This is a genomic window from Arthrobacter sp. Soil_C_49 (assembly GCF_057656635.1).
Window position 1 is genome coordinate 147,262 of sequence record NZ_JBDGJZ010000008.1, and the last position, 25,742, is coordinate 173,003.

A 25,742-nucleotide genomic window follows, 5' to 3' on the forward strand; every position below is an offset into this window, starting at 1 on the left:
GTTTATCACAAGGAGTTGGCCATGGCCGCAGCAAGCAGTGCCGTAGAGGCACGATCAATTGACATGATTCCGCCCGGCGAGCGCCACGGCCACCCGCGGGGGCAGTTCACGCTCTGGTTCGGCGCCAACGCCCAAATCACCGCAATCGTTGACGGCGCGCTCGCAGTGGTTTTTGGTGCCGACGCATTCTGGGCCATCGTGGGACTGCTGGTGGGCAACGTGCTGGGCGGTGCCGTGATGGCCCTGCACTCTGCCCAGGGACCGAAACTGGGCTTGCCCCAGATGATCTCCAGCCGGGCACAGTTCGGCGTTTACGGGGCGGTGATCCCCTTGGCCCTGGTGATCCTGATGTATGTAGGATTCGCCTCCACCGGAACCGTACTCTCCGGCCAGGCCATCAACCTGATGCTTGGTGTGGAGGCCCCCGCCGTCGGCATCCTCATCTTCGGCACCGCCACCGCCCTGCTGGCCATCCTCGGCTACAAGTACATCCACGCGCTGGGCCGCATCGCCACGGTGACGGGCCTCGCCGGGTTCCTGTACCTGACCATTGCCGTCGTCACCAAGTTCGACATCACCCAGGTCATGATGGTCAAAGGCTTCGAATGGCCCACTTTCCTGACCGCCATCGCCCTCGGTGCCGGCTGGCAGCTGACCTTCGGCCCGTACGTGGCCGACTACTCCCGCTACCTTCCTGCCGGCACCTCTGAACGCAAGACCTTCTGGTACACGTTCGCAGGCTCCGTAGGCGGTGCGCAGTGGGCCATGACACTGGGGGCCATTGCCGGCGGGCTGTCCGCCGCGAAACTGGGCGGCGACTTCCTGAAGAACCAAGTGGGCTACATGGGCGACCTCGCCGGCGGCGGGCTGATCGCCGTCTTTATCTACCTGGTGATCGTCACCGGCAAACTCACCGTCAACTGCCTCAACGCGTACGGCGCGTTCATGTGCGGCGTCACCATAAGCACCGCCGTCAACCGCAAGGACACTGTATCCAGGACGTTGCGGATCGTTTTTATCATCGCCGTCATCGGAGCCAGCGTCCTCATCGCGCTATTCGCCAGCAAGGACTTCCTGAACCTGTTCAAGAACTTCGTGCTGCTGCTGCTGATGGTGTTCACGCCCTGGTCCGTGATCAACCTGGTGGACTACTACAAGATCTCCCGTGACCGGCTGGACATCCCGGCCCTCTACAACCCGGACGGCCGCTACGGCCGCTGGAACACCGCCGCGTTGGTGTCGTACGGAGTGGGCGTCGTAGTCCAGATCCCGTTCCTCGCGCAGGCGCTGTACACCGGGCCGGTCACCAAGTGGCTGGGCGGCGCGGACATCTCCTGGCTCGTGGGAATCGCCGTCACCCTTGCCGTCTACTACCCGTGGGCCAAGGCCACCAACCGGGCACCGGCCGAATCCATCTATCCGGACAGTGCGTACCAGGACAGTGCGGTGGAGGGCGTTCCGGCCGGGGTCAAAGCCTGAAGGTTTATGGCTTGAAGGTTGCCGGGCTTGATGGGCGACGGCGGGCCCGGGCACAGTGCCCGGGCCCGTCGTCGTGCGCCTGACGGCAGCAGTTCAGAAGGTGTAGGAAGAGCTGGTGGATGAACTGGCGATGGCCAGGCCGATGATCGCCAGCAGCCAGAAGGCGCCGTAGCCCAGCAGGCACAGGTACCCCAACACCAGGCCGGTGATGGACATACCCTTTCCGGAGGGCTCGCGCTTGAGTGCCAGGTGGCCGGTGACGATGGCGGCGACCTGCGGCAGCAGGATCCAGCCCATGATCACCGAAGCGATGCCGCACACCATGCTGGCGATGCTCAGGGTCTTCGGTTCCGCGGGCATTCCGTAGTAGCCCTGCTGGTTGTACGGGCTCTGCTGGTTGTAAGGACTGGTTGGCTGGCCGTAAGGACCCGGCTGCTGGTAGGCGCCGTACTGGCTCTGGCCTTCATAGGGGTTCTGGCCGTAACCGCCCTGTCCATAGTTTCCCTGCCCGTAGTTTCCCTGCCCGTAGTTTCCCTGCCCGTACTGCGGCTGGGACGGTGCCTCGGAACCATAAGGCGGAGCGAACCGCGGTTCAAAGCCCGGCGGTGTGCTGCCGTCGGGAAGCTGGGATTCAGGCCGGTTGGCGGGCTGGTCAGTCAAGGTATTTCCCCCTGGAAGTTTTGCTTCCAGCCTACCGCCGCCGGAGCCCCGGCCGGAGTGAAGGTCAGCGCCCCAGGTATGGCAGCACGTACACGGCGAAGATGACGAACGCAGCGAGCAGGGCAAGCCGCCCGGCGCCGGTGGTGCGGCGCCCGCGGTTCTTCGGGTTGCGACCGCCCGCCGCCGGCGACAGATTCCCGCGGATTGCAGAGCTTCCCGACCCTCCGCGCGGTGACACCGACCGCGCGGGTACAGGGCGCGGGGTTGCCGGATCCGGGTTGCCGGTTGTCCGGGGGGACGCGACGCGCGGGTCGGCCGGCTTAACCACAGTTCCCGGCCGCACGCTCCGGAAGGCCGTGATGCCGGGCTCCTGTTCGTGCGTGAGCTGCTGTCCGAGCTGCGCGTAGAGCCCCACAACCGTCTGCTGGTCAAGCACCGGAGGCAGTGCCTCGATGGCTCCCACCACCCGCTGGGTACCCACCACGGCAACATCAGAGTTCGTGACGCCGAAGAGGTCTGGTTGGGCGGCCATACAGATCAGGGGACGCACCATCCGGCGGTGCGGCGGCGCCAGCACGGAGGCGACGGCGGCGCATTGGGCCAGCGCCCCCTCCACTGCCTGGGTGCGTGCGTAGCGGCCCTGCCACAGGACTCCGGAGGAGACCTTCACTTCGCCGGTCCAATTCTTGGCGTCGACCACCACCACGCCGCCGGGCCCTACGAGGACATGGTCGAGGTTTGCCTTCGGCCGGCCGGGCCAATGGACGTCGTGCAGCACGTACCAGCCCCGCGGAACCAGCTCGCTGAGCTTGTCCGCCACCTCGCGTCCGCCCGCGGCACCCGCGTCCCAGGCCGTCGTGGTGCGTTCGGCCTGATCGAGCTGGCGCTTGAGCCTGGCGACCCGTTCAGCCGCCAGCCTGGACTGCTCCGCTGCTCCGTCCCCTGCCCCCATGGCCGTCCCTGCTTCCCTGCCGGAGATACACGGCGGAAGGCCGCCGTCGTCCTTTTGCTCCCGGACGTTCCGTCCGATTTTTCGAAAGTAACAGGGGGCGCAGGCGGCGGTATATAAGTACTTTGCAGGGCCGGTACTCAGTCCGGCTACCTGTTTACTGGCCCAGTCTCCCGATGGCAGGGTGCTGTTGAGGGCGCATTCGGCTTTGATGACGCGGCGGCGTCACAGGGCCGGACACATGGTCCGGATTTTGCCCTGGTCGTTTTGACTGCGGCTCCCGTCTGGCATGCTGGTCCCATGGCTAGCCGCGCGGGTACAGTTGCCCAACCCCAGGACCTTGTTGACATCACTGCGCTTCTTGACGCGTATTACGACATCACGCCGGATCTTGGTGATCCCGGCCAGCGCGTGGTGTTCGGCACGTCCGGGCACCGCGGTTCCAGCCTCAAGGCGTCATTCAATGAAAAGCACATTGTCGCCATCACCCAGGCGATCGTGGAATACCGTGCCGCGGAAGGCGTCACGGGTCCCCTGTTCCTGGCCAAGGACACACACGCCCTGAGCGAGCCCGCGCAGAACTCGGCGCTCGAGGTGCTCGCCGCCAACGGTGTGCAGGTCCTCATCGATGCCCGCCACGGCTACACGCCCACCCCGGCCCTAAGCCATGCCATCCTCACCTACAACCGGAACGCCGGCGCCGGCGCACCCCAGGCTGACGGCATCGTGGTCACCCCGAGCCACAACCCGCCGGGAGACGGCGGCTTCAAGTACAACCCTCCGCACGGCGGCCCCGCCGATTCCGACGCCACCGGCTGGATCGCCAACCGCGCCAACGAACTGCTCGAGAACGGCCTCCGCGGCGTCAAGCGCATCCCGGTGGCAGATGCGCTGGCTGCGGACACCACCGGCAAGTTCGACTTCCTCAGCAGCTACGTGGACGATCTCCCGTCAGTCCTGGACCTGGACGCCATCCGCGAAGCAGGTGTCCGCATCGGGGCGGACCCCATGGGCGGAGCCTCCGTGGACTACTGGGGCGAGATCGGCGAACGCCACCAGCTGAACCTCACCGTGGTCAACCCCACCGTGGACCCGCAGTGGGCCTTTATGACCCTGGACTGGGACGAGAAGATCCGGATGGACTGCTCCTCGCCGGCGGCGATGGCCTCGCTGATCCAGCGCATGTCCGGCGATGGCACAGGCGCAGGGGCCTCGTTCGATGTGGCCACCGGCAATGATGCCGACGCGGACCGGCACGGGATCGTTACCCCCGACGGCGGGCTGATGAACCCGAACCACTACCTCGCCGTCGCCATCGACTACCTGTACCGCAACCGCAGCGGCTGGAACCCCGGATCCGTGGTGGGCAAGACGCTGGTGTCCTCCTCCATCATCGACCGGGTGGCCGAGAGCCTCGGCCGCAAGCTCGTAGAGGTCCCGGTGGGCTTCAAGTGGTTCGTACCCGGCCTGCTTTCCGGGGAGGGCGCGTTCGGCGGCGAGGAATCGGCCGGCGCCTCCTTCAACAAGAAGGACGGCAGCGTCTGGACCACGGACAAGGACGGCATCCTGCTGGCCCTTCTCGCCTCCGAGATCACTGCGGTGACCGGCAAGTCTCCGTCGCAGCTCTACAAGGGCCTGACGGACCAGTTCGGCGCACCTGTCTACGCGCGCATCGATGCCGCCGCCACCCGCGAACAGAAGGCTGCACTCGGCAAGCTGTCGCCGTCGGACGTTACGGCTACCGAGCTTGCGGGCGAGGCAATCACCGCCAAGCTCACTGAGGCGCCCGGCAACGGCGCTTCCATTGGCGGCCTGAAGGTGGTCACGGAGAACGCCTGGTTCGCCGCCCGCCCGTCCGGCACCGAGGATGTCTACAAGATCTACGCCGAGTCCTTCAAGGGCGAGGACCACCTCAAGCAGGTTCAGGCCGAAGCCAAGGCGCTGGTGGACAGCGTCATCGCCTAGGGCCTTTTGCCGCCTCGTTAGTTCAGGCTCCAGAGCCTGAGGACGCGCCGGACGGTACGGTCACCGTCCGGCGCCATGTCCACCAGCGCGATCCGGTCAAGCACGACGCCGTCTCCCGGCTGCAGCCGCTTGTCACCGTGATGTGACACGTGCGGCCGGTAGCCGGACAGGGTGTGGGCCGGCGTGAGCACCTTGCCGCCCAGGCTGCCCACTGCGGCGACCAGCCGCTCGTGCAGGATTTGCAGGTCCGGCTGCGCCTCGATGAGGCTCACGGGCACGGAACCGTGCCGGCCGAACCCCGCATCGTTCCCCACCGTGAGGCTGGCGCCCAGGGCTGCCATGGCCGGCGCTTCCACGAGCGCTGAAAGGCGTTCCGCAGGGTCGGCACCATCGGTGGTGCCGGCGTCGAACCTCACCAGGGTGATGTGCAGCGGCCAGTCGGTCCGCGGGAACACGAGCCTTTCGGTCACGGGCTCCACAAAAGCAACCAGGATGAGGTTCCGCATCAGGCCATTTTCCCACCTCCGGCCCCGACGCTCTCTCACTTAATGCCGGTTAAACACCAACGCTCGCTCACCTAATGCCGGTTAAACACCAACGCTCTTTCACGGATGAGAGAGCGTTGGTGTGAAAAGGCGCGTTAAGTGAGAGAGCGTCCGGAAGGGGTTAGACGGTGCGGACAACCTCGTCGTAGGAGAACTTGGGCTTGGCTTCGCCCCAGGCGTCCTCGGCGGGCTGGCCGATGTTGACCACCAGGAAGCTCTTCTGGTCCCCGGCCGGGAAGAAGGCCTCGTCGATGGCACCGAAGTCGGCACCGGTCATCGGGCCGGCAGCAAAGCCGAGTGACCGGACGGCCAGGATGAAGTAGCCGGCCTGCAGGTGGGCGTTGTTGTTGCCCGTGGCGGCGGCCAGTTCCGGGTTGGCGTCGTACATGGCCTTTGGGGCGTTGTAGCCGGGGAGGAAGTTGTCCCACTGCCCGGCCCAGTCGGTGTCGTAGCTGAGGATGGCAACGAGCGGGGCAGACGCGGTCTTGGCGCAGTTGCCGGGCATCAGGGCGTCCACGAGCTTGGCGCGGGCTTCGTCGGAGCGGACGTAGGTGACGCGCAGCGGCTGCGAGTTGAAGGCGGTGGGGCCGAACTTGGTGAGTTCGTAGATGGCCTGGGCCTGTTCCTCGGTCACTTCTCCCGTGAAGGAGTTGGCAGTGCGGGCCTGGGCGAAAATGGCGTCCACGGCTGCCGAATCGATAACCGCTTCTTCGTGGGCAATAGTCATTGGCGTACCTTTCGCTGCGCCGCCCCGCGTGCCGGGGTGGCCTGTTCGCTTTCCATAGTTGCAACTTCAACTACCCCCGTCCTCTTCCCGTGACGGCCCGTGACGTTAGCCACAGCATTGGCGGCTGGGAATCAGGCGGCGCGGGGCGAAAAGCTTGGCGGTATTCTGGAGCCAGTTGATCTACGCCCTCCGCGGCAACCCCCTTGAAAGGCCTCCGCCCATGAGCATGCTCGGAATCAAATGGAAGCTGCACGGCACCGGCAAGTCCATCAAGCCGGGCCACGTAGTGGCCCCCGATGAGCGGCTTGCCTGGCCGCTGACCATCGGCGTGGGCATGCAGCACGTGGTGGCCATGTTCGGCGCCACCTTCCTGGTGCCCATCATCACCGGGATGCCGCCTGCCACCACCCTGTTCTTCTCGGGCATCGGCACCCTGTTGTTCCTGATCATCACCAAGGGCCAGGTGCCCAGCTACCTGGGTTCAAGCTTCGCGTTCATCGCCCCCATCATGGCGTCCCAGCAGCAGTTCGGGGTCCCCGGAGCGCTGGGCGGCGTGGTGCTTGCCGGCGCGGCCCTGGCCCTGGTGGGCGCCATTGTGCAGAGGTTCGGCGCGGGCTGGATCAACCGGCTGATGCCGCCCATCGTCACCGGTGCGATCGTGGCCCTCATCGGCCTCAACCTCGCCCCCGCGGCCAAAAACAATTTCGACGCCGCCCCGGTCACGGCCGTGATCACGCTGGCCACCATCATCCTGGTGAGCGTCCTCTTCCGCGGCATCTTGGGCCGGCTGAGCATCCTGGTGGGCGTGGTGGTGGGCTACCTCGTGGCGATGCTCCGAGGCGAAGTCAGCTACGACAAGATGGAGGCCGCCGCCTGGGTGGGCCTGCCCCAGTTCCAGGCCCCCGAATTCCACGTCGGCGTGCTGGGCCTGTTCGTTCCCGTGGTGCTGGTGCTCGTGGCCGAGAACATCGGCCACGTAAAGTCAGTGGCTGCCATGACGGGCAAGAATCTCGACGGCGTCTCCGGCCGCGCACTGATGGCCGACGGCGCCGCCACCGTCCTGGCGGGCTTCGGCGGCGGATCCGGCACCACCACCTACGCGGAGAACATCGGCGTCATGGCCGCCACCAAGGTCTATTCGACGGCGGCCTACTGGGTGGCCGGCATCTTCGCCATACTGCTGAGCTTCTCCCCCAAATTCGGCGAGCTGATTGCCACGGTCCCGCCGGGTGTGCTGGGCGGCGCAGCCACCATGCTCTACGGCATGATCGGCATCCTGGGCGTGAAGATCTGGGTGCAGAACAAGGTGAACTTCTCCAACCCGGTAAACCTGACCACCGCCGCGGTCGCCCTGATCATCGGCATCGCTGACTACACGTGGACCATCGGCGAGCTCAAGTTCACGGGCATCGCCTTGGGTTCGGCCGCGGCGCTGGTGATCTACCACGGCATGAAGGCCATCGCGAAGGCCCGGGGCACCGTGGCGGAACCCGAGACCGAGCAGGCCGGGCTGCCTCCTGCGGCCAAGGCGGCCATCAATGCGGCCGCGAAACGGACCCCCAAGAAGCGTTAGATCGAGCTAAGCGGCGTCGTGTGAGTCCACTCCATCGCGGACGGGGCCAAAGACCGGGCCGGGCAGCGGCCGCTTAGGCACCAGCGGCTCCCCGGCGCGGGGCCGCAGCCGCCGCAGGACCCAGGGGAAGAAGTACTGCCTCGCCCACACCAGGTCTTCGGCCCTGGCCTGGGTCCAGCGGTGGGACGGGACCGGCCGGGGCTGCAGGAGCTTGAGCGAATGCGGCACCGCGAGCGCGTCAAGGGCGGCAACGGCAACCACGTGATGCCCCAAGGGCGAAAGGTGAAGCCGGTCCCTGTCCCACATCCGGGCGTCACGGAGCGCCGGAAGGCACCACAGGTCCACCATCACCGCGTGATGGCGCATGCCGATCGTATGGAAGTGCTCGTTGTAGATGGCCAACCTCCCCCGGGCCTGCCCCAGCACCGGCGTGCCGCCCCAGTCCGGGGCCGCGAACAACATAACGGTGGCGCCGCTTTCCGACAGCATGCCAACGGCCTGGTCCATTTTCTCGGCGAGTTTGTCCGGGTCACCCCGCCGGAACACAATGTCGTTGCCGCCGCCGGACATAGCTACCAGGTCTGGCTTGAGCGCGAGGGCCGGTGCGAGCTGCCCATCGATGATTTCCTGCAGCACCATGCCCCGCACGGCCAGGTTGGCGTAGGCGAAATCATGCTGCCCGTTGGCGAGTTCCTCCGCCGCGCGGTCAGCCCACCCACGGAACCCGCCGATGCTGAGGGGTTCCGGGTCACCGATTCCTTCGGTGTAGGAGTCTCCGAGGGCTATGAAGCGGTGCCAGGGGTGCCGTTCGCCAGGGATGCGCGGTTTCCAGGTTTCCTGCTGTTCGGTGGTCATGCCGGCCGTCCTTTCGCGGTAGGAGGATGCGCTTCCGAGCGAGCCGCTGCCTCAGGCGGCTGCCCCAGTTCTGCCGGAGCCAGCAGGCGGAAGTCCTCAACGCCGTCGGCCAATTCCCTCTCCGTCGCGGAAGGGTCCCTGCCGGGAACAGCGGCCACTACGTTCAGGGCAGCGTCGCGGAGGCCGAATTCGTGGTGCGACGCCTCACGCTGAAGGAAGCGCAGTGCCCCCTCCCTGCTGAGGCCGTACTCATCCATCAGGCTGCGCACCGCAAGATCCACCAGGACCAGTGAACTTTGGGCGACGGCGATCCCGGCGGCTGCCTCGGCACGCTCCGCGACGCGTACCACCACCCGCAGTGCGCGGGCCACTTGCCGGGCATAGCTCTGGCTTCGCAGCAGGTCGTCGCTGCTGAACACATGCGGTGAGGAGGCGTAGAGGTTGATGGCAGCGCTGGTCATGCCCTCGGAAACGATGGGCATGGCGAGGAGCGACTGCACGCCGTGGCCCGCGGCGGCGCTGGCGTACCCCGGCCAGCGCCGGTCCCGCCGGACGTCGGACAGCAGCACGAATTCGCCGCTTCGCAGGGCTTCGAGGACGGGTCCGTCGGCGAAGGAGCACTGTTCACGGTCCGCTTCGCGGGCCAGTTCACTGCTGGCCGCAAGGGTCCGCGCTTTCCCCAGGCGGAAGAGGGTGGCAGCCCAACCGATGCCGCGGCGCTCACCTTTGATGTCCTTCATGAACTCGCGGGTGACTTCCCAGAGATAGTCTTCAACATCTTTGCTGTCGAAAACGGGCTCTGGCGAAAGTGGAAGGGGTCCCCAGCCAACCTGCCCCGTGGGTTCAGCGGCCATTTTCCACGCCTTGCTTGAAGCGCTCCGGCCTACTGCAAAACCTTGTACTTACAGAATACGTCGCTTTCCCCGCTGGGCGGGAGGGGCAGCGGACTTCCCTGCTCAGTCGGCCGCGGCGCTGTTCCCCGCGTAGGCATGGGAAGTTTCGCCCAGGACGACGTCGTAGGCTTCCACCCGCCGGTCGGTCACCGTGGTGGGTGACTCCAGATGCACGGCCCCCGACGGCAGTATGCCGGCGGCACCGAACCTTTCCATGACCTGCCACTGGGCCACGACATCCTCCCCGGCGTGGTCCACAGGGAGGCTTGGCCAAAAGGTGAAGCCGCCCGAATCGTTCAGGGCCCCGCGCCGGTACAGCACGCACCCGCCGACCCAGGCCACCCGGTACGGCAGCCACTCTCCCGGCGGCAATGAAAGATCTGCGCTGAGGTGGGTCAGGTTGGCGGCATTGTGCAGCTGCCAGCGCTCGAATCCGGGGGCACCGGGGCGGATGCGTTCCGCCGTGACCGGCCCGTCCCATGCCTGGAAACCTGCGGTTTGCTCCGGCCGCCTGTCATCGAGGTAGGACAGGCCCTGTGGCGCCATTCCCACAAAGCCGCAGTCCAGCTCGTCAAGCGCCCGGTCCAGCCGCGCCAGCGCACCCGGTTCGAGCCACACGTCGTCGTCAAGGAACAGGCACTTCGCCGCGTTTGACTGGTCGAGCAGGAACTGCCGGTGCTCGGCAAGCCCGCGCCGCGGCAGGTGCCGCAGCAGCGTAACCGGCCGGCCCTGGGCCTCGAGGACCCGCACCATGGCAGCGGCCGCCGGGTGTTCCCACGCGGGCGCATCGCTGGACTGGTCGCTGACCACTACACGGAAGAGCGGGTCCGCCTGTGCGGCCAGGCCGGCCAGCGTCACCGCCAGCTCGGCAGGGCGGTTGCACGTGGGTACCAGCACGTCAACGGCCACCCGTTCCGGTCCCTCCCCGCGGCGTGCCCACTGTTCTGAAGATCTCCTGCTCACAGCCCACCTCCTGGCGCCGGCATCGGCATGGTTTGTGAATGGGTTTCGTCGTGTCCTGTACCCACATCACCCGGATGTATGCGGGCACGGTAAAGGCCTCCGCCCGCTGCCGGATCGGGCAGCAGGCGGAGGCCTTCAGCGGTAGGCGCGGCGGACTCAAGCAGCCGCGCCGGTCCTGTCAGCCGGCGTCGAAACTTTCCCCGCCGTCGTCGTTCGGTGACTTCTCCCGGGGCAGATCATCGCCGCTGCCGTCCGGAATTCCCGCTGCTTCCTGCCCGGACTCGGAGGACACGGGAGCGGACCCTTTGGAGTCGTCATTGTTCTCGTCGATCTCAGCTGCGCTGGAGGGAAGGTCCACGTCGTGGGGCACGGGCTGGCTGCCGGTGCTGCCCTGGGGCTCGTTGGTGTCCACGCTGTCCGTCCCGCCGTCACCCGTGGTGGCCGAGCCGTTGGCCGCGCCCTGGGTTCCGCCCATCTCCTGCTCCGCGGTGGGCGTGCCGTATCCGCCCGGATCGGTCTCGGGCTGGGCCTGCTGGTTTTCCTGCGTCATGGTTCCTCCTGCTGTGCGTTGAATGGATGGGTTGACCTTTGATAATGCTGAGCTGCTCAGAGCCCCTTTCCGCCCGTCACCGGCAGTACGGCCCCGGAGATATAGGATCCGTCCTCCGAAGCCAGCAGGACATACGCAGCGGCAAGTTCGGCGGGCTGGCCCGCCCGCTCCAGCGGCGTGTCCTGTCCGAACTTCGGAAGCTTCTCCGGCCATTCGGTGGCCGGGATCAGGGGCGTCCAAATGGGGCCTGGAGCTACGGCGTTGACCCGGATTCCCTTGGGGCCAAGTTCCTGCGCCAGCGCCTTGGTGAACGCCACCTGCGCCGCCTTGGTCATGGCGTAATCGATCAGGCCCGGGGACGGGTTGAATGCCTGGATCGATGCAGTGGTGATGATCGAGGCGCCTGGTTTGAGATGTGGCACGGCGGCCCTGGCCGTCCACAGGAGTGAGTAGAGGTTGGTTTTGAAAACCCGGTCGAATTCCTCTGTGGGCAAGGACTCCAGGCTTTCCCGGTTCTTCTGGTACGCGGCGTTCAGCACCACCACATCCAGGCGGCCGAACTCCGCCACAGTTTCGTCAGCAATCCGGGTGCTGAATTCCTCCTCGCGGCCGTCACCGGCAAACAGGAGGACCCGCCGGCCCGCTTTCCGGATCCAGTCCGCAGTGTCCTGGGCGTCCTCCTCCTCTTCGGGGAGGTAGGAAATGGCGACGTCGGCCCCTTCGCGAGCGAACGCGATGGCGGCCGCCTTCCCGATGCCGGAGTCTCCACCGGTAATGAGGGCGGCCTTGCCCTGCAGTTTTCCGTGCCCCTCATAGCTGAGTTCACCGTGGTCCGGTTTGGGATCCATGGGCGCGGTCAGGCCGGGCTGCTTCTGCTCCTGCTCCGGGAAGGGGCCTGCGTGGTAGCCGCCCCGCGGATCCTTGGGCTGGTCCGTCTGCTTGTCCGTGTCGCTCATAGTCCCCTACTCACTCTGTCGGTTTACGAGGGCCCCGTACACCGGCCCTTCGAAACTATCCCCGCCGGTGGAGCGAAGTCCACCGTTCAGTTCCAATAATCAGTAAACTTATCAAATGGTGGCCGCGGCGCAACGTTGCCCTTGTTTATGGGTAGCTAAGGAGTAGAAAGATACCCAGGGACTGGTTGGGGCAGGAAGGAGAGGCGATGTCGGATGTGGAGGATTACACCGGCAGGACGGGCAGGAATGAAACCCGCGAGGAACAGCTGGACCGCAACTGGGCTGAACTGCTCCAGGAGATGCGGGTGCTGCAGATGGGCGTGCAGATCCTGGCCGGTTTCCTGCTGACACTGCCCTTCCAGGAGCGGTTTGAAGACCTGGATGCCTTCCAGGTCACCCTCTACCTCACGAACGTGGTGGTCGCTGCGCTGACCACAGCGCTCATCCTTTTGCCGGTGAGTGTCCACCGGCGGCTTTTCCGGAAGCGGCTCAAGGAAACCCTGGTCTCCAGCGGGGACACCATCGCCAAGATCACCCTTGCCGGAATCGCGCTGTTGAGCGCCGGCACTGCCGCCCTGGTCTTTGACGTGACCGCCGGACGCTCAGCCGGCCTCACCGCCGGAGGAGCACTGATGGCCGTGATGCTGGTCCTGCTGGTCTACGTCCCCATCCACCTGAACAAGCGGGCAGAAGCGGCCAGGTAACGACACCCCGGGACAGGGCAAGCCGGCGCCGCACTCCGGACCTGCCCCGGAGTGCCGTACACCACGCTTTCGTCCAGAGAAGACATGTGTCCCGTTACCAGCCACGCGGCCGGACAACCAGCCGCTGACAACGTCAGGAGAAACCTATGAAAGCACTTTTGAGAACTGCCTTGGTGGCCCTGCTGCTCCTTGCCGCGCCGGCACTTTCAATCGGCGCGGCCCACGCCTCGACGGCGCCTGGCAGTGCCGGGACCACGGTTGCGCAGTCTGCCGTGTCTCCCACGCCATCTCCCGGCGATACCGCCTCCACCGGCCCGGCCAATCCGGGCACCGGCGAGTCAGCTGAAAACGAGTCCACCCGGCTCGATTACACCCCATGGTTTATCGGCGCGGTGGTCCTGGCCACCCTGATAGTGGTCCTCATCTGGCGCCGCCGCCGCAACACCACCATCGTTTAGCCGGACAAGTGTGTAGCAGCAGGGCGTTCAGCTAGGCGCCTTCAAGTACCTGGCTTGTTGCCCAGGCCAGGTACTTGGCGGCGTTGGCCACTGCATCCTGGGGGCTTGACGCCACATCCAGCAACTGGGCCGCGGCAACCACGCCGTGCCCGGCGAGGTCTTCCGGGGTGACCAGGATCCGGCCGGCCACCACGATCACCGGGATACCCCGTTCACGGGCCGCGTCCGCGAGCGCGATCGGGGCCTTTCCGGTCAGCGACTGGCCGTCCATGGACCCTTCACCGGTGATCACCAGGTCCGCTGCGGAGAGCTGGTCCGCCAGGCCGGTCAGTCCCGCCACCAGCGCGAACCCGCCTTCCAGCGCGGCGTCGGTGAAGGCAAGGAACGACGCCGGGAACCCGCCGGCGGCGCCCGCACCTTCGACGTTGACGTCCCGGCCGGTCGCTTCCCGCAGGAGGGATGCCCAGTTGCGCAGGCCGGCGTCGAGCAGTTCCACGGCCGTCTCGTCCGCGCCCTTCTGGGGCGAAAAGACGTGGGCAGCTCCCAGCGTTCCGTACAGCGGGTTGCGTACGTCCACGGCGATGCGGAATGTGGTGGCGGCAAGCCGGGGATCGAGCCCGGAGGTGTCCAGGGCGACGACGTCCGCGAGTGAACCGCCGCCCAGGGGCACAACGTTTCCGGCTGCGTCCAACGGCTTCAGGCCCAGGGCACGCAGGGCGCCGCTGCCGCCGTCGGTCATTGCCGATCCGCCGAGCCCCAGGACGATTTCCGTGGCCCCCGCGTCAAGGGCGGCCGCGATCAGCTGGCCGCAGCCGTAGCTGTGGGCGCGCAGGGCATTTGCGGGAGTGGGCTCCATCTCGGCCAGGCCGGAGGCCTGCGCGGTTTCGATCACGGCGGTGACCTTGCCGCCGTCGGCCTTTTTGATCGCCCACGCCGCACCTACGGGGGCAAGGATGGGGCCCACTACGGCATTGATACGCTCCTCATAACCCGCTGCCACCGCGGCTTCCAGGGTGCCCTCGCCGCCGTCCGCAATGGGGAACTGGGTGGCGACGGCGTCCGGGTAGACGCGCAGCGCGCCCTCGGCAATCGCGGCGGCTGCTTCAGCGGCCGTGAGGGAACCCTTGAACTTATCCGGAGCAATAAGAATGCGCATGGGCTCCATCATGCCAGCCGGAGGCGGGAAAGCGCTTGCCCCTTCGTAATGCGACAAGCCCCAACCGCACCGCCCGCGTAGTACAGCTCAGCCGGGCGCCGTTACCCCTGCCGCCATTCGTGGCTGGTGATGTGCGAGCCGGCCTGCGGACCCATCTGCAGCATGCCGCCGTCCACAGCCCAGGACGCGCCGTTCACGTAGCTCGAGGCGGGAGATGCAAGGAAGGCGATCACGGCGGCGATTTCCCGGGCGTCACCGGGCCGGCCCAGCGGAACTCCGGGCCTGTCCTTCGCGGTGGGGTCTTCATCCTCCTGCCCTGTCATGGGCGTAGCTATTTCGCCGGGGGCCACACTGTTGGCCGTAATGCCATGTTCGGCAAGTTCCAGGGCGAGGGTTTTCATGAGTCCGCCCAGCCCGTGCTTGGAGGCATCGTAGGCGGACGATCCCACGCGGGGCTGGAATTCGTGGACGCTGGTCACTGCAATGAGCCGCCCTCCCCTGCCGGCGTGAACCATGCGCCGCGCGGCCGCCTGGAGGCAGACGAACGCGCCATTGAGGTTGGTGTCGAGGGTCTGCATCCAGGTCTCGACGTCGAGGTCCAGGAATTTGGTACCGTCACCGGTGCCCGCGTTGTTGACAAAAACGTCCACCCCGCCGAGTTCTTCCGCCAGTTCGTCGATGACCGCGCCCGCGCCCTGGAGGTCGGTGGTGTCCAGTTGACGCACCACGGCCTTACGCCCCAGTCCGCGGATTTCTTCCGCGGTCGCCTCGGCACCCTCCTTGTCCGAGTGCCAGGTGACACCCACGTCCATCCCTGCCCTGGCCAGGGCCACGGCGGTGGCCTTGCCGATTCCGGAGTCTGATGCGGTGACGATGGCGGTAGATGGGCTGAAGCCCGTGGTGTCCTGCATGGTGGCTCCTTATCGGCGATCAGGCGGGGCGGCGGAGTTCCGGCGACTCGGGGTAGCCGTCGTCGTTCGCTTCAGGCTGGCTGTCCCGCACGGCCATCAGCGGGACAGCGAAGGTGACCACCGGCCGGGGGTGGGACTCGTCGGCGGACCTGACGGTCAGGCTCCGGGTACCGGGCGGCACCGACGGAGTAAAGACCTGCAGGTTCCGGGACCCCAGGTTGGCCGATTCGCGCAGGGAGTACTCGGTACCGAAGTGGTCCTGGAGGATGATTTCAGGTTCCGGCTCACCGTCGGAGGCCAGCTGGATGTTGACCACCAGGCCCGTGGACCAGATCTCCACTGAGAGCACCGTGAATTCCGTGGAATCCGTGACATGCCGCCCGTAGGTGGGGGGCAGCAGCATTCCGCGGAGGGAACCGGAAGGGATAAGTTTGCGCATGATAGTTCCTGTAGGTTTTACGCCTGCCGACGACGGGACAGCGCCGGAGGTGATCCGGTGCAGGTCTTTAGGAGGTACGGCAGGACGGATGCGGCTTAGGCGTCTTCCCGGCCGGGATTTTCCAGCCGGAAGAAATTGGATTGCTGGCCGTCGCTGCGCTGTTCCTGGTAAATGAAATTCAGCTGGCGGGAGTCGAAGGTGTCAAACCATTCCTCCCAGCTGATGTGGCGAAGTTTGTCATTCCCGCCGCCGAAGTCGATCCGCAGCACACCAAGGTGGTCGCCATGCTCGGTGCCTTCCACAGTGGCCGGAACGCCGTCGCGCTCCTCCGCCCACTGCCTGATGACTTCGTGGTGCGTGGTGACCAGGCTGCGGCCCTCGCGCTCCGGTTCGTCCTCAGTGGAGGTGACTTCCTGTGAGTACTTCAAGGACTTCGATGATTCCGGGCCGGTGCGCACCTTCCCGCCATCGGGTCCCGGGCCCAGATCTTCTTCGTCCTGGTCCGCTTCAGCTTCGCGCGTCCTGTTGCCTTTATCCTCTGCCATGGCGGCCATCCTTTCCCCTGGAGGTAACTAGTAAGTCTACTTACCATGGAGCCTCCCGACCAGTGTCCGTGTCAAGGGGCGGGCCTGGCCGCGCAGCGCCCGCCGAGGGACCGGGAACAGCTAGGTCCGCGGCCGCAGAACGGCGTAGTAGCCGGGGATCCGGCTCTGCGCGGCAACGTCCGTCATCTGGTTGGTTTCGATGACCACGGCGCCGTCCTCAAGCAGGTTCCAGCTCTCGCCCGGCAGGACGCGGGAGCGTTCGGCGGGCCCGAAATGGCCGGGCATCGGCAGTTCCCGGATGGCCCGTTCAAGCGGGGCCGGGATGCCCTTGGGGGTGGCTCCCAGATGCGCCACATAGTCGACCGGGTTGCCCTGGAAGTTGGTCTCGGCGAGGAAGACCGTGCCGCGGCTGCCGGCCAGGACCCGGAGGTTCTCCGCCAGCGCCGCCTGGTCGCCCGGACTGAGCACGTGGAGCACGCCGCGGATGAAAACGTTCGCGCCGCGTTCGTCCGCCAGCCCCCGGGCGGCGCCGGGTGCGGTCATGTCCCGGGCTTCGTAGCGGACGCGGCCTGCCGGGCCTTCCAGCGATTCGGACTCGGAACGCGCCCGGGCCACTGCGTGGGCTGATACGTCCACACCCATGACATCAGGGAAGATGCCGGCCAGTGCGCGCGTGAAGCTGCCGTGTCCGCAGCCCACGTCAACGACGGGAAGTTCCGGGTCCAGGTGGCGCAGCAGCACCTCCCGGTAGCCCAGGAACTCGTGGTCCCCGCCTGAATCCCACAAAACCTCGCCGCCCGGGCCTGTTGATTTTATGCCTGCCCAGTACTTGTCCCATGCCAGCCGCCTGTCCTTGGGCGCAGAACGGGACAGCCTGGCAAGCTTGGGGATCATCAGGTACTTCTGCCAGGAAGAGCGCACCGGTTTTACTGGGGAGGACACAGACCAAATATATGCCGCGCAGCATCAGGCTGGCGGTTTGCAGGCCCGACGGCGGTGCGCCGCCTGTCCGCGACGGGCATTGTTCCGTCACGCTGGCGGGAAGTGCAGCTTCCAAGGGATCATCCGGGACGAGCCGCCCTACAATGTACTCAACTGGGAGCGAAGGGGGCATTGTGGCGGCTGATTTGCCGTGGGACCCGTCTGTGCCACGCACCGCTTATGTAGCGGACCCCGACGACGGGCGACTGGCTTTGAATGCGCAGGCACTGCGCGCGGCTGGTTACGAGGTGCACACCGCGCGCGATGCGCACGGCCTCGCCGGCTTGCTGGCTTCCGGTGAACCATCGGTCATTGTTGTGGACACGTGCCTGTCCGCCGTTGAAGCAGAGGCACCTGTCCTGGTGATGGTGGATCTGGACAGCCCGGCGGAGCTGGCAGCCATGCAGCCTCCCGGCGTCCACGACTGCATTGCCAAACCCCCGCCGCCCAAGGAACTGGTGCACCGGGCCACCTCCCTCATCAGCCTGGTGTCCAGGCGCAAAATTGCGCGGCAGGAGGCTGAGGCACTCCGTGAACAGCTCCGGCTGGTGTCCGCAGCCGTGCGCGGGACGAATGATCCGCAGGAGATCGCCAACCATGTGGTCACTGGTTTTGGGCAGACCTTCAAGGCCGACCACGTCCGGCTGACCACCTTTGAGGACGAGCGCGTTCCCCGCATCAATGCCACGTGGACCCGGCCCAGTCTTGAACCGCTGGCGGACGCATCGCTGCCGGACGAAGCATCTGCGCGGCAGACCGCGGACATGCTGTGGGCCGGGGCCGAAACGCTCTCCTCCGAGGCGTCCGAGGAGGAGGGGCACGCCGGCGAACCCGCAGGCACCCGGCGCCTTGGCCCCGCCGCCTCGCTGCTGGCGGTGCCGGTGGGTGAGGGCAGTTCCTCGCTGGGTATTATCTGGATCGTTATGCTGGACCAGCCGCGGCAATGGTCCCGGGCCGAGCTGGGCCTGATCCAGCACGTGGCCGGCAATGCTGCACACGGGCTGATCCAGAGCCACCTGATCAGCAGCCAGCAGCAGGTGGTCAAGCAGCTGCAACAGCTTGACAAGGCGAAGACGGATTTCCTCGCCACCGTCAACCACGAGCTGAGGACCCCGCTGACGTCCATCATGGCGTACCTGGACATGATCCAGGAAAGCACCGAGCAGCCCGTCTCGCCCGAGGTCCACCAGATGCTGGACATAGTTGTCCGCAATACCGAGCGGCTTCGGATGCTGATCGAGGACATGCTGAGCGTGTCCCGCAACGGCCTCGAGGACAACCTGATGCATCTGACCCCGGTGCGCCTGGGCCAGACGCTGGACCTGGTGGCCGGGGCGCTGCGGCCCCTGGCCCAGCTGCAGAACGTCACCATTGCCGTGGATCCTGCTCCCGAGGATCCTGAGATCCTGGCCGATGAGGTGCAGTTGCAGCAGGTGTTCACCAATCTGGTGTCCAACGCCATCAAGTTCACGCCCAGCGGCGGCCGGATCGAGGTGGGCAGCGAGTCGCATGCCGCGGCGGACGGCTCCCGGTGGGCAATCATCAGCGTCGCTGACACCGGCATCGGCATCTCCAGCGAGGAAATCGACCAGGTCTTTACCCGGTTCTACCGCGCGTCCAATGCCATGTCCGGGGCCATTCCCGGTACCGGGCTGGGACTGGCCATCACCAAGGACATCGTGGCCCGCCACGGCGGCCACATCGACGTGGCCTCCACGCTGGGCGCCGGCACCACCGTCACCGTGAGCCTTCCGCTGGATGCCGACCGCCACCGGGCCAACTGAGCACGGAAGGGAGGAACCGATGTTTGCCGACAACGACCCCCGGCTGTCCCAACTGCTCGAAGGTATTGTCCGGCTGGCATCGGGGGACCTCAGCTCGCGGATAGAAGTATCGGAAGCCCGGGACGAGCTTGATGCCATCATCATGGGCACCAACCTCCTGGCCGAGGATCTGCAGATCATCTACGAGGAACTCGAGCAGCGGGTGCAGGTGCGCACCCAGCTCCTGCACGAAGCGCACCTGGAAATGCAGAAAATGGCCATGCAGGACCCTTTGACGGGCCTGGCCAACCGGTCTGCGCTCATCGACGCCCTCAGATCCGCCATCGAGGACGATGACGCGGAGGAGGGGCCCGTGATCCTGCTGATGGACCTTGACGCCTTCAAGTCCATCAACGACAGCGCGGGTCATACCGCCGGCGACAAAGTGCTGATCACCGTGGGTGAACGGATCCGCGCCGCAGTGCGGGAGACCGACGTCGTGGCCCGGCTGGGCGGGGACGAGTTCGCGATCGTGATGCCGGCCGTCACCGCAGACCAGGCGGCTGTGGTGGGGCACCGCATCCTGGCATCGTTGAATGAACCCATAGAACTTCCGGGTCGAAGCCTGCGCTGCGGCGCCAGCATCGGGCTGAGCGTTGGCGGTGCGGGCCAAACGCCCGAGGACATGCTCATGGAGGCCGACGTCGCCATGTATGCCTCCAAGGCCGAGGGGCAGAACAGGCTGCACCGGTTCGAACCCGGCCTCCTGCTGGTCCGGCGGCTCCGCAGCCAGCTGGTGGAAGACCTCCGGAACGCCATCAAGACCGACGGACTGACGCTGCACTACCAGCCCGTGGTGGAGCTCGACTCGGGCCGGATCGAAGGCGTGGAGGCACTGGTCCGGTGGAACCACCCCACCCGCGGGCTCATCATGCCGGACGAGTTCATTCCGCTGGCCGAGGAAGCCGGCCTGATCTCCGAGCTGGGGCTGTGGGTGCTGCGGACGGCGGTGCACCAGCTGCGGAAATGGATTGACGGGCAGTTGGTGGACCAGCGCTTCTCCGTCAGGATCAACATCTCCGCCACGGACCTGCAAAGCCTCCAGTTCATCGAGGATGTCCGGAACGTCCTCAAGGAAACCGGGGTGGGCCCGGACCAGGTGGTCCTGGAACTGACCGAGGTAGCCATCGTCAAGGGCAACGAACTGGACCGCTACTCGCTGGGCGGGTTGCGCGGGCTGGGCGTGGGCATTGAAATTGATGATTTCGGCACCGGCTATTCGTCCATCAGCTACCTCCGCCGGCTGCCGGTGGACCGCGTGAAGGTGGACCGTTCGCTGATTGACGGACTGGGCACCGATCCCAAGCAGCCCGCCCTGGTGGCGGCCGTCCTGCAGCTCATCCGGGCATGCGGGCTGGAAGCCGTTTGGGAGGGTGTGGAAACCGCGGAACAGGCCGGAATCCTCCGCAGCCTGGGGTGCCTGAGCGCCCAGGGCTATTACTTCAGCAGGCCAGTTCCGCCCGAGCAGGTTCCCGACCTGCTGGCAGCCCAGCCGGAAAGCGCTAACCAGTAAATCGAAAACTACTGCGCTTTTGCCCACCCCGATATACGATCATCGTGCTGGGTCTGTTTTATATCGCCGCGATATTGCGGCTTGCCAGCAGCATTGAACTTTTTAGAAGCGGTAGAAATTGAACAACAAAGGGCCACTGGGTCATTACTTCGTCAACTGGGGGCGTAGCTAATGTCGGTTCGTGTACAGGCGTGGGGAATCATTGCCGCTGTTTTAGCGGATCCGGATCCGTCCGGCGCAGCAGTCCGGCAACGCCTCAGCAAGAGCCTCGATGAGAATCCCGGCGTGCCCGAAAGGGCCTTGCTGGAGTATCTCCTGGAGACGCGGCGCAGCGACGCAAACACTGTTGAGACGCTGGACAGCGCCAGGAAAATGCGCCTGGAGTCCACCGCCATCCCGCCGCGGCTCGCTGAACAAATAGACGCGATCCGCAGCATGTCGCGTATCAGCGCCCTGCTCGAGAGCAACATGCTGATGACGGCTTTCCAGCCCATCTACGGACTGGCGGACGAAACCGTGGTGGGCGTGGAAGCCTTGTCGCGCTTTGTCAGCGATGACGGCGCGGCGGCTGAATTGTGGTTCGCGGAAGCAGCCGCAGTTGGCCTGGGTGCCAATCTGGAGTTTTCCGCCCTGGGATCTGCCGCCGCTGCAGCCCGGGACCTTCCGGAGAACCTGTACGTCTCCCTGAACATTTCGCCCACGTCGTGCCTGGACCCGCGGCTCCCGGAGCTGTTCGAGCACATCGAGCTTCCCATCAACCGGGTGGTGCTCGAACTGACGGAATCGGTCAGTGACGAGGAGTACCCGCAGTTCGTCGCCGCCATCAACCCGCTGCGTGAGCAAGGCCTGCGCCTTGCCGTTGACGACACCCATCCGGGCGCCGGAGCGCTGAGCCGGATGGTGCACCTGAGGCCGGACTTTTTGAAGGTGGGCCGGAACGTCATCGGGGATGTGGACAACGACGGCATCCAGCGTGCCCTCGCCGGCTGCCTGGTGGACTTCGCCGAGCAGATCGGCACCACCCTGATTGCAGAAGGCATCGAGACGGTGGGCGAACTCAAGGTCCTCACGGAGCTGGGCATCAGCGCCGGCCAGGGCTACCTGCTGGGCCGGCCCTCCGTCAGGCCGCAGGACTGGGCAAGCTGGAATACCACCCTGGATATGGACGGCCTGAAACGCCAGCTCGTCGGCCCGGAACAGGGCAGCCACGTTCCACCCAAAGAGTCCCGCTGACCCCAGTCCTGCTGACACCAACCCCTGGCATAGGCCGCCCTGGTTACTCGTCGTGGCCCTGGTCGCCGCTCATCTGGTCCTCGGCCGGTGGCGTCTCGCCGGGAGGCACTCCCCCGCCGGGTTCCAGCCCGGTGACGTTGCCTTCCGCCGGGTCCGGGTTCGGCGAGCCGGCGGAGTCCCTGCCTCCCTGGGTGGCGGCCGGACCTGCGCCCGGGTTACCGGCGCCTGACTGGTCCTTGCCCGGCTGGTCGGGATTCGCGGGGTCGTTTTCCGGATGGTAGCTGCTCACGGTAGTTGTCCTTCCTGCCCGGCTGAGGCCTGTTGCCTCAGCTCTGGACTAATTGTAAGCATGCTGATAATTCTGGAAGGGTAATGTTCCGGCCGTCCACTGGGGGCGCCGGCGCGCAATGTCGGAAGGAGCAGTCACATGGGTATCGGCGACAGCATTGGCAAGGCAGCAGAAAACGCCATGGAGGATCTCGCGGGGACAAGCGATCCCGTCGAGAAACGGGATGTTCCTGACCCCTCGGATCCCAACAGCGACGTGGAGGTCCACTCCTCCCTCAGCGAGGGTTCGAATGCCATGGAAGCCGAGAAACAAAAGGCCCCCGGGCTGGAAGCAGGAGCCGCTCCGGGTCCGGTATCGGAATCACCATTCGGCGGGGATGTTGATGACCGCGGCGATGACCAGGCAAACGACGGCGACGGCGGCCTGGCGGGCGGCGCGTCCGATCCCGGCGGGGCAGGAGGGTCAGCGAGCGCCGGCGGGACGGGGAACGTTTCGGGCGTTGCCGGCGGATTGCCGGACAGCAACCCTAACGAACTTCGGGCCGATCCAACCGAAGGCGGCCAGGGCCCGTCCACCAGCACGGGCCGGGACCTGAAGGAATAACAGGTCAGTCCGGCTGCCCGTCCCGCCACTCACCGCGTTCGAGGAGCACGTCGCGGAGCAGGTCCGCGCGGTCGGTGACGAGACCATCCACGCCCAGTTCCAGCAGGCGGCGCATCTCCGCGGGATCGTTGATGGTCCAGACGTGGACCATCAACCCCAGCCCGTGGGCACGCCGGATAAAGCCGGGGGTGACAACTTCGATGCCGCTCCTGCGCGCAGGTACCTGGAGCGCCTGGACGTTCCACAGGATCCGGCGCATGGTCCAGCGGAAAACCGGCCCGGGCAACACCCGCCCCAGCACAACAAACAAGGCCACCGGCACAACGCCGGCCGACGACGCGGCCGGCCGGCTCAGCCGCTTCAGGACCGCCCGCCGCCGCCGGTCCGAAAAGCTGGTCACCAGCACCCGGTGGTGTGCCTGGTGGCGTTCGATGGCCGCGGCAAGGCTGGGGACCGAGTTCCAGTCCTTCACGTCCACGTTGAGGCGCACACCGGGCAGCCCGGTAATGAGGTCGTCAAAGGTGGGCACGGGTTCGCGTCCGCCGATCTGTGCCCGGGCCACGGCGGCAGCGGCCAGGTCCGCGACCCGGCCGGTCCCGTCGGTCACCCGGTCCAGCGTGTCGTCATGGAAAACGAACACCACGCCGTCCGCTGTGGTGTGGACGTCCGTTTCGAGGTACTGGTATCCGAGCTCGACGGCGGCGCGGAACGCTGCCATGGAGTTCTCCAGCCCCTCCCGGGAAAAGCCGCGGTGGGCCATCGCAACCGGCAGCTGCTGCCCGCTGGCGTCAGGGCTGGCAAAGAACGGCAAAGTCACCCTGCGAGCGTACCCGAGCCGGGAGGCGGTAGACCCTTGCCGCCAACGCTCAGCCTTCTTCCGGAAGAATCTCCACACCGTCACTGCAGTGCAGCAGCGTTCGCCCGCGGCCGCCGTCGAGGTTGACCCACACCGCAGAGTGGTCCCCGGTGACCGCGTCCACCAGGCCGCCGGTTTCGAAGCCGGGTGTGAGCACCACCCGGACGCGGTCACCCTCCCGGAGCTGCTTCCAGTGCGGAGCCGGTGTTGCCGTGCGCAGCGGCGCCTCAACAGCCCCGTGTCTTACAGTTCGTGCCATTGTTACCCCTTGAGCCAAAAAGGGGAGGTGTGTCGCCCCTGCCTCCACCGTAGGGAACAAAGGTGAACGCCAGGTGAGCGCAACCTGTGAAAAAACCTCAGGGAAGCTGGACACCCAGCGAAGCGAGCCTTGCCTCAAGGACCTGGGCCACGCCGTCGTCGTCAAAATGCGGCGCCTGCTGCCCCGCAGCGAGGATGGCTTCCGGGTGGCCGCTGGCCATCGCATAGCCGTGGCCGGCCCAGCGGAGCATCTCGATATCGTTCGGCATGTCGCCGAAGGCCACAACGTCGGCCGCGTCAATGCCCAGCGAGGTTGCGTATTCCGCCAGGGTGACCGCCTTGTTGACGCCCGGGCGGCACAGTTCCAGCATGGCCACGCCCGGTGACGAGTGGGTAACTGCCGCCAGATGTCCGACGGCGGGCCGCACCTCCGCGAGGAAGTCGTCCGGGGTGCCTTCCCGCACGATTGCCAGGAACTTCACCACCGAATCATCCGTGGCGAGCGTTTCGGCGAGCGGCGCCGGGGTGAACTCGCTGAGGAGTTCACTGGATTCGTTTTCAATGAAGCCCGGTTCAAGATGGAAGCGGGTCAGTGTTTCTGCGGCGAACCGGGCGGCCGGGCGGAGCTCCTTGATGATGCGGCGGACCTCCAGCACGGTATCGATGGCCAGGGTGCGGGCGGAAACCAGCTGTTCGGCTTCGAGGTCCCAGACCACCGCGCCGTTGGAGCAAATGACGGTGCCGGCGTGGCCCAGCTGGTCCTGAAGGGGGTGCAGCCAGCGCGGCGGACGACCGGTGACAAAAACGAGTTCGACGCCGGCATCACGGCAGGCGTGGAAGGCGCGGACGGTGCGGTCACTGATTTTTCCATCGTGTCCAAGGATCGTTCCGTCAATATCGCTCGCTACCAACCGCATCATGCAAGTCTACGTGGCTGTCCGTGCTGGGAGCTGGCCGAGCAGGACGGCCACACCCGGATTATCCTCAGGCTTCCGCGGGGAGTCCCCGCTTCCTGCCTGTTCCGCCAAGACGGGCTGTCACTTTCGCAGCCGCGGCGGCACACGATTCGCCAAGTGCCTGCAGCCGGTCCTGGGACACCCGGAACCGGGGCGCCGGGATCAGCACGGCGGCCACGATCTCGCCGCGGTGGTCAAAGACGGGCGCCGCCAGCCCTACTTCATCGATGGAGGTTTCGCCGTAGTTGATGGCCCAGCCGCGGCGGGCGTCGTCCTTCAGCCTGACCAGGTAGGCATCCAGGCTCGGCTCATCCAGGCCGGGGTAGGAAATGGCGCCGCTGCTGAGGAGGGACCGGACGCGGGGTTCGGGTTCCTGGGCGAGGAAGACCTGCACGGAAGCGCTGAAGGCGTCACTGTAACGGGCGCCCAAAGGAGTGGTGTGCTTAATCTGGTGGCGGCTGGCAATCTGCTCCACGCAGATCGATTCGTCGCCGCTCCACACCATCAGGGCACTGGTTTCGCCGGTTTGTTCGGACAGCTCGCGGAGCACGGGGTAGGCCACGCGGCGCTCCTCCAGCTCCGCCAGCAGTGGTCCTGCCACGGCAATCAGCCCCAGTCCCAGCCGGAACCGGCGGGTCTCGGCGTCGCGCTCCACCAGGTGCTCCTGCTCGAAGGTGGCCAGGATCCTGGAGACAGTGCTTTTGTGCAGCCCCACGCGGTTGGCGATCTCGGTGACCCCGAGGAGCGGTTCGTCCGCAGTGAAGGTCCGAAGGACGGCAACCGCGTTGACGATGACGGAAGCGCCCTTGGTGTCGCCGTTGGCTGTGCTCTCGGATGGTGTTGCGCTCATGATGTAAACCATCATTCCCTAGTGGGGGCCGAAAACGGCGCCGGCAGGTGCC

28 protein-coding genes are annotated in these 25,742 nt (G+C 66.3%); 9 read left to right on the top strand and 19 right to left on the bottom strand.

What is annotated here, in order from left to right:
- The first annotated feature begins 21 nt into the window (after window positions 1–21).
- Complete coding sequence (locus tag AC3A4Z_RS14400) at window positions 22–1,479, top strand: purine-cytosine permease family protein (protein ID WP_498712301.1); 1,458 nt, start codon at window positions 22–24, stop codon at window positions 1,477–1,479.
- 93 nt (window positions 1,480–1,572) lie between these two features.
- Here the strand turns inward: AC3A4Z_RS14400 and AC3A4Z_RS14405 are convergent, their stop codons facing one another.
- Entirely contained in the window at window positions 1,573–2,139 is a 567-nt protein-coding gene (locus tag AC3A4Z_RS14405) for a DUF4190 domain-containing protein (RefSeq protein WP_498712303.1), read from the bottom strand.
- A gap of 64 nt (window positions 2,140–2,203) precedes the next feature.
- Window positions 2,204–3,091 carry a nuclease-related domain-containing protein gene (locus AC3A4Z_RS14410; protein WP_498712304.1) on the bottom strand — a complete coding sequence of 296 codons (888 nt, stop codon included), beginning with the start codon at window positions 3,089–3,091 and terminating at the stop codon, window positions 2,204–2,206.
- Between the two features lie 297 nt (window positions 3,092–3,388).
- On the opposite strand from AC3A4Z_RS14410, the gene pgm reads away from it, so the two are divergent.
- Window positions 3,389–5,053, top strand: a complete 1,665-nt coding sequence (gene pgm / locus AC3A4Z_RS14415) for a phosphoglucomutase (alpha-D-glucose-1,6-bisphosphate-dependent) (RefSeq protein ID WP_498712306.1) — start codon at window positions 3,389–3,391, stop codon at window positions 5,051–5,053.
- A 17-nt stretch (window positions 5,054–5,070) separates the two neighbouring features.
- On the opposite strand, the gene AC3A4Z_RS14420 is transcribed toward pgm, so the two are convergent.
- Complete coding sequence (locus tag AC3A4Z_RS14420) at window positions 5,071–5,559, bottom strand: 2'-5' RNA ligase family protein (RefSeq protein ID WP_498712308.1); 489 nt, start codon at window positions 5,557–5,559, stop codon at window positions 5,071–5,073.
- A 160-nt stretch (window positions 5,560–5,719) separates the two neighbouring features.
- Window positions 5,720–6,325 carry a malonic semialdehyde reductase gene (locus AC3A4Z_RS14425; protein ID WP_498712310.1) on the bottom strand — a complete coding sequence of 202 codons (606 nt, stop codon included), beginning with the start codon at window positions 6,323–6,325 and terminating at the stop codon, window positions 5,720–5,722.
- Window positions 6,326–6,545: 220 nt separating this feature from the next.
- Between AC3A4Z_RS14425 and AC3A4Z_RS14430 the strand changes: the two genes are divergently transcribed.
- Window positions 6,546–7,898, top strand: a complete 1,353-nt coding sequence (locus tag AC3A4Z_RS14430) for a solute carrier family 23 protein (RefSeq protein ID WP_493971135.1) — start codon at window positions 6,546–6,548, stop codon at window positions 7,896–7,898.
- 6 nt (window positions 7,899–7,904) lie between these two features.
- Here AC3A4Z_RS14430 and AC3A4Z_RS14435 read toward each other — a convergent pair whose 3' ends face one another.
- The 5 genes from AC3A4Z_RS14435 to AC3A4Z_RS14455 form a co-directional block, all read right to left on the bottom strand.
- Entirely contained in the window at window positions 7,905–8,753 is an 849-nt protein-coding gene (locus AC3A4Z_RS14435; RefSeq protein ID WP_498712314.1) for an SGNH/GDSL hydrolase family protein, read from the bottom strand.
- Window positions 8,750–9,607 (bottom strand): GAF domain-containing protein, encoded by an 858-nt coding sequence (locus AC3A4Z_RS14440; RefSeq protein WP_498712317.1) that lies wholly within the window; start codon window positions 9,605–9,607, stop codon window positions 8,750–8,752. The genes AC3A4Z_RS14435 and AC3A4Z_RS14440 overlap by 4 nt, the downstream gene beginning before the upstream one ends.
- A gap of 102 nt (window positions 9,608–9,709) precedes the next feature.
- Window positions 9,710–10,609: a glycosyltransferase family 2 protein gene (locus AC3A4Z_RS14445; RefSeq protein ID WP_498712319.1), complete on the bottom strand. Its 900-nt coding sequence runs from the start codon at window positions 10,607–10,609 to the stop codon at window positions 9,710–9,712.
- A 178-nt stretch (window positions 10,610–10,787) separates the two neighbouring features.
- Window positions 10,788–11,159, bottom strand: a complete 372-nt coding sequence (locus AC3A4Z_RS14450) for a hypothetical protein (RefSeq protein WP_498712321.1) — start codon at window positions 11,157–11,159, stop codon at window positions 10,788–10,790.
- A 56-nt stretch (window positions 11,160–11,215) separates the two neighbouring features.
- Window positions 11,216–12,115, bottom strand: coding sequence for an SDR family oxidoreductase (locus AC3A4Z_RS14455; RefSeq protein ID WP_498712322.1), 900 nt, complete (start codon window positions 12,113–12,115; stop codon window positions 11,216–11,218).
- 206 nt (window positions 12,116–12,321) lie between these two features.
- Here AC3A4Z_RS14455 and AC3A4Z_RS14460 point away from each other — a divergent pair, with 206 nt between their 5' ends.
- On the top strand, window positions 12,322–12,819 hold the full coding sequence (locus tag AC3A4Z_RS14460) for a DUF6328 family protein (protein WP_498712324.1): 498 nt from the start codon (window positions 12,322–12,324) through the stop codon (window positions 12,817–12,819).
- Between the two features lie 146 nt (window positions 12,820–12,965).
- On the top strand, window positions 12,966–13,277 hold the full coding sequence (locus AC3A4Z_RS14465) for a LuxR family transcriptional regulator (protein ID WP_498712326.1): 312 nt from the start codon (window positions 12,966–12,968) through the stop codon (window positions 13,275–13,277).
- A 31-nt stretch (window positions 13,278–13,308) separates the two neighbouring features.
- On the opposite strand, the gene AC3A4Z_RS14470 is transcribed toward AC3A4Z_RS14465, so the two are convergent.
- The 5 genes from AC3A4Z_RS14470 to AC3A4Z_RS14490 all read right to left on the bottom strand — a co-directional run bounded on the left by AC3A4Z_RS14470 (window position 13,309) and on the right by AC3A4Z_RS14490 (window position 17,222).
- Window positions 13,309–14,433 (bottom strand): glycerate kinase, encoded by a 1,125-nt coding sequence (locus tag AC3A4Z_RS14470; RefSeq protein ID WP_498712327.1) that lies wholly within the window; start codon window positions 14,431–14,433, stop codon window positions 13,309–13,311.
- 101 nt (window positions 14,434–14,534) lie between these two features.
- Window positions 14,535–15,344, bottom strand: a complete 810-nt coding sequence (locus AC3A4Z_RS14475) for an SDR family oxidoreductase (protein ID WP_498712329.1) — start codon at window positions 15,342–15,344, stop codon at window positions 14,535–14,537.
- 19 nt (window positions 15,345–15,363) lie between these two features.
- Complete coding sequence (locus AC3A4Z_RS14480) at window positions 15,364–15,783, bottom strand: hypothetical protein (RefSeq protein ID WP_498712331.1); 420 nt, start codon at window positions 15,781–15,783, stop codon at window positions 15,364–15,366.
- A gap of 95 nt (window positions 15,784–15,878) precedes the next feature.
- Window positions 15,879–16,328, bottom strand: coding sequence for a hypothetical protein (locus AC3A4Z_RS14485; RefSeq protein WP_498712332.1), 450 nt, complete (start codon window positions 16,326–16,328; stop codon window positions 15,879–15,881).
- A gap of 120 nt (window positions 16,329–16,448) precedes the next feature.
- A complete protein-coding gene (locus AC3A4Z_RS14490) occupies window positions 16,449–17,222 on the bottom strand; it encodes a class I SAM-dependent methyltransferase (protein WP_498712423.1) in 774 nt (257 codons plus the stop codon).
- Window positions 17,223–17,413: 191 nt separating this feature from the next.
- On the opposite strand from AC3A4Z_RS14490, the gene AC3A4Z_RS14495 reads away from it, so the two are divergent.
- The 3 genes from AC3A4Z_RS14495 to AC3A4Z_RS14505 all read left to right on the top strand — a co-directional run bounded on the left by AC3A4Z_RS14495 (window position 17,414) and on the right by AC3A4Z_RS14505 (window position 21,878).
- Entirely contained in the window at window positions 17,414–19,093 is a 1,680-nt protein-coding gene (locus AC3A4Z_RS14495; protein ID WP_498712333.1) for an ATP-binding protein, read from the top strand.
- A gap of 19 nt (window positions 19,094–19,112) precedes the next feature.
- Window positions 19,113–20,645, top strand: a complete 1,533-nt coding sequence (locus tag AC3A4Z_RS14500; RefSeq protein ID WP_498712335.1) for a putative bifunctional diguanylate cyclase/phosphodiesterase — start codon at window positions 19,113–19,115, stop codon at window positions 20,643–20,645.
- 171 nt (window positions 20,646–20,816) lie between these two features.
- Entirely contained in the window at window positions 20,817–21,878 is a 1,062-nt protein-coding gene (locus AC3A4Z_RS14505) for an EAL domain-containing protein (RefSeq protein WP_498712337.1), read from the top strand.
- Window positions 21,879–21,921: 43 nt separating this feature from the next.
- On the opposite strand, the gene AC3A4Z_RS14510 is transcribed toward AC3A4Z_RS14505, so the two are convergent.
- Window positions 21,922–22,167, bottom strand: a complete 246-nt coding sequence (locus AC3A4Z_RS14510; RefSeq protein WP_498712339.1) for a DUF6480 family protein — start codon at window positions 22,165–22,167, stop codon at window positions 21,922–21,924.
- Between the two features lie 138 nt (window positions 22,168–22,305).
- Between AC3A4Z_RS14510 and AC3A4Z_RS14515 the strand changes: the two genes are divergently transcribed.
- Window positions 22,306–22,770, top strand: coding sequence for a hypothetical protein (locus tag AC3A4Z_RS14515; RefSeq protein ID WP_498712341.1), 465 nt, complete (start codon window positions 22,306–22,308; stop codon window positions 22,768–22,770).
- A 4-nt stretch (window positions 22,771–22,774) separates the two neighbouring features.
- Here AC3A4Z_RS14515 and AC3A4Z_RS14520 read toward each other — a convergent pair whose 3' ends face one another.
- From AC3A4Z_RS14520 to AC3A4Z_RS14535, 4 genes are all read right to left on the bottom strand, one after another.
- Window positions 22,775–23,587 carry a glycerophosphodiester phosphodiesterase family protein gene (locus AC3A4Z_RS14520; RefSeq protein ID WP_498712342.1) on the bottom strand — a complete coding sequence of 271 codons (813 nt, stop codon included), beginning with the start codon at window positions 23,585–23,587 and terminating at the stop codon, window positions 22,775–22,777.
- Window positions 23,588–23,636: 49 nt separating this feature from the next.
- Window positions 23,637–23,885 (bottom strand): hypothetical protein, encoded by a 249-nt coding sequence (locus AC3A4Z_RS14525; RefSeq protein WP_498712344.1) that lies wholly within the window; start codon window positions 23,883–23,885, stop codon window positions 23,637–23,639.
- A gap of 97 nt (window positions 23,886–23,982) precedes the next feature.
- Window positions 23,983–24,801: an HAD family hydrolase gene (locus AC3A4Z_RS14530; protein WP_498712346.1), complete on the bottom strand. Its 819-nt coding sequence runs from the start codon at window positions 24,799–24,801 to the stop codon at window positions 23,983–23,985.
- Window positions 24,802–24,868: 67 nt separating this feature from the next.
- A complete protein-coding gene (locus AC3A4Z_RS14535) occupies window positions 24,869–25,690 on the bottom strand; it encodes an IclR family transcriptional regulator (RefSeq protein ID WP_498712347.1) in 822 nt (273 codons plus the stop codon).
- Window positions 25,691–25,742: the final 52 nt, after the last annotated feature.

Excerpts from the sequence above, each read along its gene's own strand:
- AC3A4Z_RS14525 (WP_498712344.1), bottom strand. The coding sequence starts at position 23,885 with ATGGCACGAACTGTAAGACACGGGGCTGTTGAGGCGCCGCTGCGCACG.
- AC3A4Z_RS14465 (WP_498712326.1), top strand. The coding sequence starts at position 12,966 with ATGAAAGCACTTTTGAGAACTGCCTTGGTGGCCCTGCTGCTCCTTGCC.
- AC3A4Z_RS14470 (WP_498712327.1), bottom strand. The coding sequence starts at position 14,433 with ATGCGCATTCTTATTGCTCCGGATAAGTTCAAGGGTTCCCTCACGGCC.
- AC3A4Z_RS14425 (WP_498712310.1), bottom strand. The coding sequence starts at position 6,325 with ATGACTATTGCCCACGAAGAAGCGGTTATCGATTCGGCAGCCGTGGAC.
- AC3A4Z_RS14515 (WP_498712341.1), top strand. The coding sequence starts at position 22,306 with ATGGGTATCGGCGACAGCATTGGCAAGGCAGCAGAAAACGCCATGGAG.
- AC3A4Z_RS14490 (WP_498712423.1), bottom strand. The coding sequence starts at position 17,222 with ATGATCCCCAAGCTTGCCAGGCTGTCCCGTTCTGCGCCCAAGGACAGG.
- AC3A4Z_RS14410 (WP_498712304.1), bottom strand. The coding sequence starts at position 3,091 with ATGGGGGCAGGGGACGGAGCAGCGGAGCAGTCCAGGCTGGCGGCTGAA.
- AC3A4Z_RS14500 (WP_498712335.1), top strand. The coding sequence starts at position 19,113 with ATGTTTGCCGACAACGACCCCCGGCTGTCCCAACTGCTCGAAGGTATT.
- AC3A4Z_RS14400 (WP_498712301.1), top strand. The coding sequence starts at position 22 with ATGGCCGCAGCAAGCAGTGCCGTAGAGGCACGATCAATTGACATGATT.
- AC3A4Z_RS14440 (WP_498712317.1), bottom strand. The coding sequence starts at position 9,607 with ATGGCCGCTGAACCCACGGGGCAGGTTGGCTGGGGACCCCTTCCACTT.
- AC3A4Z_RS14505 (WP_498712337.1), top strand. The coding sequence starts at position 20,817 with ATGTCGGTTCGTGTACAGGCGTGGGGAATCATTGCCGCTGTTTTAGCG.
- AC3A4Z_RS14495 (WP_498712333.1), top strand. The coding sequence starts at position 17,414 with ATGTACTCAACTGGGAGCGAAGGGGGCATTGTGGCGGCTGATTTGCCG.
- AC3A4Z_RS14480 (WP_498712331.1), bottom strand. The coding sequence starts at position 15,783 with ATGCGCAAACTTATCCCTTCCGGTTCCCTCCGCGGAATGCTGCTGCCC.
- AC3A4Z_RS14430 (WP_493971135.1), top strand. The coding sequence starts at position 6,546 with ATGAGCATGCTCGGAATCAAATGGAAGCTGCACGGCACCGGCAAGTCC.
- AC3A4Z_RS14530 (WP_498712346.1), bottom strand. The coding sequence starts at position 24,801 with ATGCGGTTGGTAGCGAGCGATATTGACGGAACGATCCTTGGACACGAT.
- pgm (WP_498712306.1), top strand. The coding sequence starts at position 3,389 with ATGGCTAGCCGCGCGGGTACAGTTGCCCAACCCCAGGACCTTGTTGAC.
- AC3A4Z_RS14450 (WP_498712321.1), bottom strand. The coding sequence starts at position 11,159 with ATGACGCAGGAAAACCAGCAGGCCCAGCCCGAGACCGATCCGGGCGGA.
- AC3A4Z_RS14485 (WP_498712332.1), bottom strand. The coding sequence starts at position 16,328 with ATGGCAGAGGATAAAGGCAACAGGACGCGCGAAGCTGAAGCGGACCAG.
- AC3A4Z_RS14475 (WP_498712329.1), bottom strand. The coding sequence starts at position 15,344 with ATGCAGGACACCACGGGCTTCAGCCCATCTACCGCCATCGTCACCGCA.
- AC3A4Z_RS14420 (WP_498712308.1), bottom strand. The coding sequence starts at position 5,559 with ATGCGGAACCTCATCCTGGTTGCTTTTGTGGAGCCCGTGACCGAAAGG.
- AC3A4Z_RS14435 (WP_498712314.1), bottom strand. The coding sequence starts at position 8,753 with ATGACCACCGAACAGCAGGAAACCTGGAAACCGCGCATCCCTGGCGAA.
- AC3A4Z_RS14535 (WP_498712347.1), bottom strand. The coding sequence starts at position 25,690 with ATGAGCGCAACACCATCCGAGAGCACAGCCAACGGCGACACCAAGGGC.
- AC3A4Z_RS14460 (WP_498712324.1), top strand. The coding sequence starts at position 12,322 with ATGTCGGATGTGGAGGATTACACCGGCAGGACGGGCAGGAATGAAACC.
- AC3A4Z_RS14455 (WP_498712322.1), bottom strand. The coding sequence starts at position 12,115 with ATGAGCGACACGGACAAGCAGACGGACCAGCCCAAGGATCCGCGGGGC.